Genomic DNA, 8,253 nt, shown 5'->3' with positions numbered 1-8,253 from the left:
ATAGATCCTAATCAATTTGAAACTGCATTTAGGAATTGGGTATTTTCTTTTTATAACCCCAGTTATGCGTTTTTTATGAACAACTCGCGATTAGTTTAATAGCAGACAATTTCAAGGGTTCAATAGTATAAGCTGCCAACGCAGCAATCAAATGAGCCATCGCATTGAATATTGAGCGATGTCTTGTATGCCAAACTTGGTAATAATATTTTAAATGTCCAATGACAGTTTCAATAATTCCTCTCTGGTTGAGTAGTTGTTTTTCGTAGCGGGATAACTCAAGTTTTTCTTTCATGTTTTTGCGTTTTCTGGTGATTAGTTTCAAACCTTTTTCAAAGAGTTCATCAAACAGTTTCTTACCAAGATAACCTTTATCACCAAAAGCTAAACCCTGTAGAGATTTCAGTAATGGTGCGGCTTCTTTGCTGTCACTACGGCTACCTCTGGTCACTTTGAATGCTAGCAGCTCTCCTTTGTCATTGGTTACAATATGCAGCTTAAGGTGAGTAGACCAGAGCATTTCAGCTCTAGCCCCTCGCAAAACAGTGCTTGAACCTCTCGACTCACACTGCTTCCATTAAGCAAACACACCCCTCATTCCTACTCGCCAGTGCGCAAACAAGTTTGGCTGATTTTCTGCTATCCTTTCCATAAACCTAGACGCTCTTGTTTTGCGGTATTTAAGCGGTTTGTATTTCTTCATCGCCCACGCAACCAACGTTTTATTAAAATGACGCCATAATGGATATAATGCCGATCGATTGTATGCCCCATAGTAATTCATCCATCCTCGTAGAATAGGATTATACCATTTGGCAATATCCCCGAGACTTAAATCCGTACGATTTCTCAAGTTATGTTTCCTCGTGGCTGCCCGCATTGATTTAAGTGCTTCTCTACTCACAGCAGGAGTAAAATTCATAAACATACTATTGTCTTTGGTATTCTTACTCAGCCGTGCTCTGAAAGTGTATCCTAAAAAATTAAATGATTTATTTGGATAATCTTTCCGTCGCTTTCTATCTTTGCAGTAGATAACCTTCGTTTTATCCGGATGAAGCTCCAACCCGCATTCATTAAACCGATTCGTCAGTTCGGCCAATAATTGCTTTGCTTCTTCCTCTGTTTTGCAGTGCGCTAGTCCATCATCGGCATACCGACACCACGGCGTATGGGGATGGTTCTTCTTCATCCACATGTCAAACACATAGTGTAGAAATAAGTTGCTCAATACTGGGCTAATCACTCCACCTTGCATTACGCCCCGATTCTTCTCTTGTAGAGAACCATCGGGTAGTTGCAGTGGTGTCGTTAACCATCGTTCTACATACAGTATGACCCACTTATTGTCTGTGTGTTTCTTTACCGCTTTCATCAGGAGCTGGTGGTCTAAATTATCAAATAGCTCTTTGATATCGTATTCTAGCAACCAGTCATAACGCCAGCACCGCTGGCGTGTAACGCCTATGGCATCCAGTGCCGATTTATTCGGTCGATACCCATAGGAATCTGATAAAAAATACGGCTCTACGCAGGGCTCGAATATTAGTTTGACCACCATTTGAGCAACTCTATCAGCCACTGTGGGCACGCCTAAAATTCGTTCCCCTCCTGATTTCTTATGTTGCTTCTAGAGCACGAATGCCAAATGAAAACCAGGAAATAAATTCATATGCTTCTTCGATGGAGCTTCCTTCGATTTCACAATACAGCTCTTCAGACGAAGTACAGGCTAATCCTATTTATACTCTTCCTCAGGCATTAATAAAGAGGAGAACAAAGCGTTTATTTAATAAAGAGGCAATTGAAAATAGTAAGTTTATTGCTGGTTTAGAGTCTGCAATTTCCCATATAATGCCAAGCCTTACTGGATATCAGTTATATTTTATTGTTTATAACATCGAAAAAATAAAACCAGGCATACACTCCTATCATAAAGTTAAAAAATTAGTATTAGAAAAAGATGGTATATATTCTGAAGCAATGTCAAAAAATATTCAGGGGTTACGAACTACCAAAACAGCGGGATTTTCAATCGTTATTGTAGCTGATTTTTTAGAATTGATGAAAAAGATGCCATATGAAAAAGGACTCTGAAATACGTATATCGACGCCGGAAGAATTGCGCAAAAATTTGTCATTTCGTTTCAACAGCATGGTTTATATAGTTTAGTCACTCCAGCATTAAAGGACCGTGATGTATCTAAATTACTTAATTTAGATGAGGCAAATTACTCCCCTTTATATTCCATTACCCTAGGATATCCAGTGTTATAGGAGTATTAAATATGTATATTAGATTTCAAAACTCCTGTACTTATGATTTGTTTGACAATTACTTCGAAATTAAATCAGACGTATTTAATAAAGCTTATAGATTCCACGGAGTAGCTTATGAACAAGCGAAATATTTATGTCAAAACCTACAAAAAGGAGTTTTAAAAGAGCTTTTACTTTCAGAATTTGAATCTAGTTTAAAGAAAATTAATGAAATTATACTTTTTTTAAAACAAAACAATATGGTTATTGAATGCGATCATTTAGTATTCAAATCACCAGAGGATACCCTCTATGATAGACAAATAAGATTTTTAGATTCTTTTGAAACGAATCAATTTAACGGAGAGGTATTTAATAAAAACCTACAAAATAGGAAAGTAGTGATAGTGGGTTTGGGGGCATACGGTACATGGTTAACATTACATTGTGCGCGTTTAGGAATTAAAAATATTGTAGGTATCGATCACGATGTAGTAGAACTTAGTAATTTACATAGGCAGGTCTTATATTCGAAGGATGATGTTGGTTTAGGTAAAGCGTTATCGTGTTCAAAAAAGTTAACTGAAGTAGATCAAACCATAAAGTTTCATAGTGTCTGTAAAAAAATCGAGGATGAATTTGATTTGGTTCCTTATCTAGAAGGAGCTGATTTAATTTTTAATGCTTTTGGCTATTATCATTGAGAATGAAGCTGCTCACTCAATATCTGGTCATATAACAAAGCAGCGATTATTACAAAAACACCTATGCTTTGTTTGAGTACCAACTGGGTAGGGCCTTTCTATATACCAGGTAAATCTGCTTGTTACTTTTGTGCAGTTAAGCAAGAAAAATTAGAGTTAATACTAAAAAAGACCCCAAAAAATCAACGAGTTGATAAAAGAGCTTTTTGTCCTATTTTATCAATATCATGCTCTATAGCAGTATTGGAGGCAGCAGTGTATTTATCAGGAATTGATGAGCCTCAAACTGTACTTGGAATGTCTGCTATTAATCCATTTAACTTGAGTAAGAGTTCTTTTCTTACTATAGAAAAAAGTAAGAATTGCTTTTATTGTAATTCAGAACAGCACATTAAATCGTTATGAAAAGTTCAAAGTGTGCGTACTTAAAAGAAATTTTATCATTAGCGATCCCAATCTCTTTCTTTAATCTGATAACAATACTAATAACTATAACTAATGGATTAATGTTAGCAAAAATGAGCAGTTCTGCTCTAGCTGCCGGTGCAGTAATTGGTTCTGCTCAGTTTTTAATTATGATGACATTCGCTGCTCCATTATTTTCTTTAAGCTCCTTAATCGCAAGAATGTATTCTGAACAAAATCTAAAACAAATAGGGGCCTTTTACGACAAGGTTTTTTGTTATCATTATTGCTTTCATCAGCAGCATTATTGAGCACATTACTGTTAAATCCACTCTTTTCGTTTTTCGATCTTTCATCAGAAGTAAGAGAGTTGTGTAGGGATTATTTCGGTGCATACAGTTGGGCTATTCCTTCTGGTATATTATTAACATGCGCGCAACAGTTTCTGTTGGGCGTAAAGAAAACCAAAATTATTTTGGTTTTAAATTCAATAGGTTTGATAATTTCGGTATATTTTGGATATATGATAACCTTTGGAAATTCATTATTTTCCCCCTTGGGAATTGCTGGATTAGGTTATGCCCAGTCTATTCGCACTATGCTTATCCTTATAATGTTAATGTTATATTTTTTTTAAAAGGAGAGTATAGGGAGTACCACTTTTTTAAGAAAAGAGACCGAAATAATTTTTCTAATTTAAAGCGTATCTTTAGTTTAGGATGGCCAATTTTACTACATGCAATTTCAGATTATTTAGCAGGGTTTTGCCTCATTCTTCTTATTGGGAAGCTAGGTACAAGTGAATTGATTGCTCAACAAATTTCATCCCAATATACGCAACTTTTGACAGTTTTAATTCTTGGCATATCTCAAGCTTCGAATTTATTAATATCGGGACGAATTAGCTTAAATAAGTATGAAGAGATTAAAGACATAGGTTATATAAGTATATTCTTGGGGGTTATACTAGGATTAACGGCAATTATCTTGTTTTCGTTCTTTGCGGATTTATTTATATACCCTTATTCAAATAATATAAGCTTAGTCACTATTTCGTTATTAAAACCGTTTCTTGTGTTTACAATGTTCAATCTTCTACTAAGTGCGGTTAGATCTATTTGTATAGGTATGCTGCGGGCTTTTTATGACACAAAAATCCCTATGATAATAGGGATTTTATGTGGATAGTGTATCGCTTTGCCATTATCTTATTATTTAACCAATATTTTAAATTATGGTGTTTATGCAATCATTCTGGCTCAAGGAATAAGTTTGATAATTTGTTCGTTAGTGCTTATTAATAGGTGGATTATTTTATCTAGTTGCATTCCTCACCCCTTTAAAGATAGCAAAACTTCTTTCGCAGTTTTCAGTATCCTGACAGTAATGCAATACAAATATAAGTTGAAAGGAAACAAATAAGTTAATTATGAGATAAATATTTCGTCATTTTGATACACTCTAAATCAACACCTGAGCGCAATTTAAACGTACTCTTTTGTTCATCACCATAATCCTGTTGACGATAAAAATCTGTAGCGTTAATTGTTGAGTATAATGTCAAGCTATCAATAGGGTAGGGTGGTATTATTATCTAGGAAGGCATGATTTGTCTCAAAAACTCATGTTGCAATCAAAATATTATAAACTCATCAAAATTAATAAATGAGAAATGAGAAAACTATACCTCAATCGTAACATTCTTACGATGACCCACATGAATAATCAGAATAATAAAGTTTTCATCTTCAATTGTTGCAAGAATTCGATAATCACCGACTCGGTACCGCCATACATCATTTAAATCACCTGATAGGGGTTTACCGAATACACGAGGATCTTCCGCAGGTCTAATTTTTTCTTTAAGATAATTAATAATTCGCTTTTGCGCGGTGTGTCCAAGTTTTTTTAGGTCTTTCTCTACATCAGAATCAAATTCAATCTTCCAAGCCAAGGCGACCTTCCATTTCTTCAATCGTTATTCTTGGATTTTTTTTCTCTAACCGTGCTAAAGCAAGTAAGTGATCTTCATGATCGTCTAAAAATTCTTGTAGTGCCTGTTTTACATAAAAACTTTTTGAGCGATTAGTTTCATTGGCAAGATCAGAGAGTCTATGATCAAGTTGTTCAGGTAAACGTACTGCTAACATAGAATACTCCTTAATATATTTGTATTACAAGTATATCATGTATAACTTGTATTGCAAATATACTGCATAAGAAAGTGAGAAATTATTATATTTTTTTAATTTTTTCGTTAGCTATGATTTGAGCTAGATAACGTACCTTATCTACCCTAAATAAGATATAATAAAAAAATGCTCATGGAGAACGTCTTGAGTTTACTGGATGTGCAAAACGACAAAAATAGAAAGTTTAGGGTAGATAAGGTTTTTCACCCTTTGGATGTTTATTTTGATACCAACTCTTTATCGGCTTGGCTCTCTTTTTATTATCAGGTGCATGTCAAAGGCTCACCGCTAAAAACAGAACAAGCCAAGCAAAAAGGCTTGAGCAAATTTATCAATTTCTTTCAAACGGAAGTAGGGCATGATTTGGTAGATAATTGGACGCCAGCGGTGACCAAACAATTTCAACGCACTTTATCGAATACTATCTCAGAGAAGACAGGAAAACCTTATAAAGCTACTTCTATTAATCGCACGATGGCAACCGTTTGTCATGCAGGTCGATGGCTTCATCATCAAAGGCCATTAATTGCAGGCGATCCATTATCGGGTGTTAAAGATTTACAAACCGATGCGCCCGAAGGGAATGGTCTTACCTCCAAGCAGATCATGCGCTTAAAATCGGCTTGTGAACAACGTGCAAAAATCTGTACTCGAAAAAATCAAAACGCCTTACTTGAAACAGCCATTTTTTATGTGTTGTTAGGAACAGGTTTACGTGAGTCAGAATTAGTATCACTCAACGTCTCTCAGTATCACTCAAAAGGACTTCATTCGGTTGTACGTCACAAGAGTAAGCGTGTGACGAATAAAGTACTGTTGCCTCAAGAAACAAGAGAGTATCTGGATAACTATTTAAAAACTCGCACGACTGAACCCGATGAACCATTATTTGTAAACAGGGAATCGAATTAATACTCGCAATATTTACCGTATTTGTCAGCGGGTTTTGAGGCAAGTATCAGCCCTTGCATCAGCCTGAAAATAAAAAAATCAATGATATTGTAGCGTTACGGCCACAAAATCTAATCGCATAACGTTTTATACACGCTTAGATTTTTTATGCATTAATGTATGCTTATATTCAGAACCACGTTATGCGATTAGATTTTACGAGGTATTTCCATGATTAACCCTTTATAGAGCATGGGTTGTTTGTGGTTCGACAAGTGAAAATTAACGAGATTAATTTAGAGATATTTTTTTGATTTAGGTCGGTAAGGTTAAATTATTGGCTGTTTTAGTTGGTCTATGTCGCTTTTGCCCCAATCCTGTAATTTAACCCTAGATTATGAAACTGCATAGAGACTGGAGCTTTGTTTATTGAAAACTCATATCGAAATCAAGATCTTTAAAATCCATTAAGAAATACTCTAGATGAGAATTAGTTCTTAAAAGGTGTTTTTGATATCACGGTAAAAGTTTTCATGAGCACCTAATTTAAGTAAGGTTAATACGAGCTCACCCTCTTGATACATGTAACCTAATAATACTTCCTGATTTGAAAATTTAAATTTATGAACTCTTAAAAAATCCAAATCGCCTTTTTTACGTTCACCTATTTCTGGATTGTTAACTAATTTCCTGACTTCATCATCGAGAATTGCTTTATATTGTTTAGGCAGTTTCTTTACGGTTTTCTTAAATGAAGTAGATTGCTTAATGGTTAAATTCATAATCATCCACCAATCCATTATCTATTTCTGCTTTTGCCAGTAAACTATCTCTAATAAACTCATAAGATAAATCAGGATTTTCTTCTGCAATTTTCCCTATTTTTGCCCAATGTTCAATTTGTCCTGCCCCAGAGCGAGACATTACTTCACCAACCGCTTTGGCTTGTTTCACTAATGTATCTGATAATCTTACCGATTGAGCCATGTTTATCTCCGTCGTTAACCATATAAAGCAATTATAGCATATAGCGACAAATAATCGCAAATTGCGATTATGTAATGAAGACTTATTCAGGAGCATACACCAGGATGGATTGTTTTCTGTACGGGCTAGCAATAGTGCAGGTGGTTGTCCCAAAGTGGATACTTCAAAAATTCAAGCTGTGAAAAAAATGCATAAGGAAAATCTCTACCAAATTTGTACCGTATTAAATATTTCAAAACTAACGCTATATCGATATTTAGCTTCATAATTGGAACCATGTTGTGAACATACCAACATTTACAACAGAACGCTTGATACTTCGAGAAGTTAGGTCAAATGACATAACAACACGAGTTTCGCACTTACATAAAAATGCATTAAAATGCGCGTAATCAAGCGAACTAGCAATGGTCAAAGATGTCGCGTCATCGATGTACAAAGGAATTATATAAGGCTTTTTTACAAGCAAGCAGTATGCGTTATTCAGGTTTAGCCTTATCAGAAGTAAGCCCTATTCCATTATCCCACGATAGTATTAGTCGCTGGTTAGTGGACAAAAATTTCAGGCCAAGAGAGATATGGGAAATAGCAAGACGACATATTCGCATACCAGAACCCTGCTCGTGTACATGTTTGGTTGTAGGACACCGGTATGCCAGTTAAAGAATCATTTATCGATATTCAATAATATCCTACGTACAGAAGTTCTTCCAATATTTAACCTCCTCGCAATTTCAGATTTGCTCATTCCTTCCATATGGGGTTTTACCGCATATCCAGCCCATTCTGGTAATATAGATAAAAATTGTTAATCA

The 8,253-nt window shown here is 35.2% G+C and carries 14 protein-coding genes and 1 pseudogene; 8 read left to right on the top strand and 7 right to left on the bottom strand.

Annotation, left to right across the window (positions count from 1 at the left end):
- Positions 1-73: 73 nt before the first annotated feature.
- Together QM652_RS13265 and ltrA are read right to left on the bottom strand one after the other, a co-directional pair.
- Positions 74-520 (bottom strand): transposase, encoded by a 447-nt coding sequence (locus tag QM652_RS13265; protein WP_415076583.1) that lies wholly within the window; start codon positions 518-520, stop codon positions 74-76.
- 57 nt (positions 521-577) lie between these two features.
- A pseudogene (ltrA, locus tag QM652_RS13260) lies at positions 578-1,612 on the bottom strand (group II intron reverse transcriptase/maturase); the annotation flags it as partial.
- A gap of 29 nt (positions 1,613-1,641) precedes the next feature.
- Between ltrA and QM652_RS13255 the strand changes: the two are divergent.
- From QM652_RS13255 to QM652_RS13225, 7 genes are all read left to right on the top strand, one after another.
- Positions 1,642-2,097, top strand: a complete 456-nt coding sequence (locus QM652_RS13255; protein WP_415076581.1) for a hypothetical protein — start codon at positions 1,642-1,644, stop codon at positions 2,095-2,097.
- Positions 2,098-2,106: 9 nt separating this feature from the next.
- Positions 2,107-2,277, top strand: coding sequence for a nitroreductase family protein (locus QM652_RS13250; RefSeq protein ID WP_415076587.1), 171 nt, complete (start codon positions 2,107-2,109; stop codon positions 2,275-2,277).
- 11 nt (positions 2,278-2,288) lie between these two features.
- Positions 2,289-2,963 carry a HesA/MoeB/ThiF family protein gene (locus tag QM652_RS13245; protein ID WP_415076579.1) on the top strand — a complete coding sequence of 225 codons (675 nt, stop codon included), beginning with the start codon at positions 2,289-2,291 and terminating at the stop codon, positions 2,961-2,963.
- Positions 2,964-3,035: 72 nt separating this feature from the next.
- The gene (locus QM652_RS13240; RefSeq protein ID WP_415076577.1) at positions 3,036-3,368 is read left to right on the top strand and encodes a hypothetical protein; all 333 of its coding nucleotides are present in this window, start codon (positions 3,036-3,038) and stop codon (positions 3,366-3,368) included.
- 101 nt (positions 3,369-3,469) lie between these two features.
- Positions 3,470-3,679 (top strand): hypothetical protein, encoded by a 210-nt coding sequence (locus QM652_RS13235; RefSeq protein ID WP_415076575.1) that lies wholly within the window; start codon positions 3,470-3,472, stop codon positions 3,677-3,679.
- The gene (locus QM652_RS13230) at positions 3,643-4,005 is read left to right on the top strand and encodes an MATE family efflux transporter (protein ID WP_415076573.1); all 363 of its coding nucleotides are present in this window, start codon (positions 3,643-3,645) and stop codon (positions 4,003-4,005) included. The genes QM652_RS13235 and QM652_RS13230 overlap by 37 nt, the downstream gene beginning before the upstream one ends.
- On the top strand, positions 3,888-4,556 hold the full coding sequence (locus QM652_RS13225) for an MATE family efflux transporter (protein WP_415076585.1): 669 nt from the start codon (positions 3,888-3,890) through the stop codon (positions 4,554-4,556). Before QM652_RS13230 ends, QM652_RS13225 begins: the two co-directional genes overlap by 118 nt.
- Before the next feature lie 493 nt (positions 4,557-5,049).
- Here the strand turns inward: QM652_RS13225 and QM652_RS13220 are convergent, their stop codons facing one another.
- Both QM652_RS13220 and QM652_RS13215 read right to left on the bottom strand, forming a co-directional pair.
- Entirely contained in the window at positions 5,050-5,322 is a 273-nt protein-coding gene (locus QM652_RS13220; RefSeq protein ID WP_415076571.1) for a type II toxin-antitoxin system RelE family toxin, read from the bottom strand.
- Positions 5,306-5,518: a TraY domain-containing protein gene (locus QM652_RS13215; RefSeq protein ID WP_415076569.1), complete on the bottom strand. Its 213-nt coding sequence runs from the start codon at positions 5,516-5,518 to the stop codon at positions 5,306-5,308. Before QM652_RS13215 ends, QM652_RS13220 begins: the two co-directional genes overlap by 17 nt.
- Before the next feature lie 186 nt (positions 5,519-5,704).
- Here QM652_RS13215 and QM652_RS13210 point away from each other — a divergent pair, with 186 nt between their 5' ends.
- Positions 5,705-6,472 (top strand): tyrosine-type recombinase/integrase, encoded by a 768-nt coding sequence (locus QM652_RS13210; RefSeq protein ID WP_415076567.1) that lies wholly within the window; start codon positions 5,705-5,707, stop codon positions 6,470-6,472.
- A gap of 476 nt (positions 6,473-6,948) precedes the next feature.
- On the opposite strand, the gene QM652_RS13205 is transcribed toward QM652_RS13210, so the two are convergent.
- From QM652_RS13205 to QM652_RS13195, 3 genes are all read right to left on the bottom strand, one after another.
- The gene (locus QM652_RS13205) at positions 6,949-7,233 is read right to left on the bottom strand and encodes a type II toxin-antitoxin system RelE/ParE family toxin (protein WP_415076565.1); all 285 of its coding nucleotides are present in this window, start codon (positions 7,231-7,233) and stop codon (positions 6,949-6,951) included.
- Positions 7,217-7,438, bottom strand: coding sequence for a ParD-like family protein (locus QM652_RS13200; protein ID WP_415076564.1), 222 nt, complete (start codon positions 7,436-7,438; stop codon positions 7,217-7,219). The genes QM652_RS13205 and QM652_RS13200 overlap by 17 nt, the downstream gene beginning before the upstream one ends.
- Positions 7,439-8,105: 667 nt before the next feature.
- Positions 8,106-8,195, bottom strand: a complete 90-nt coding sequence (locus tag QM652_RS13195; RefSeq protein WP_415076562.1) for a helix-turn-helix domain-containing protein — start codon at positions 8,193-8,195, stop codon at positions 8,106-8,108.
- Between the last annotated feature and the right edge of the window lie 58 nt (positions 8,196-8,253).

Source organism: Legionella sp. (assembly GCF_047605385.1).
GTDB lineage: Bacteria > Pseudomonadota > Gammaproteobacteria > Legionellales > Legionellaceae > Legionella.
The sequence above is the reverse complement of the archived record's forward strand: the minus strand, read 5'-3'. Positions and strand labels throughout refer to the sequence as shown.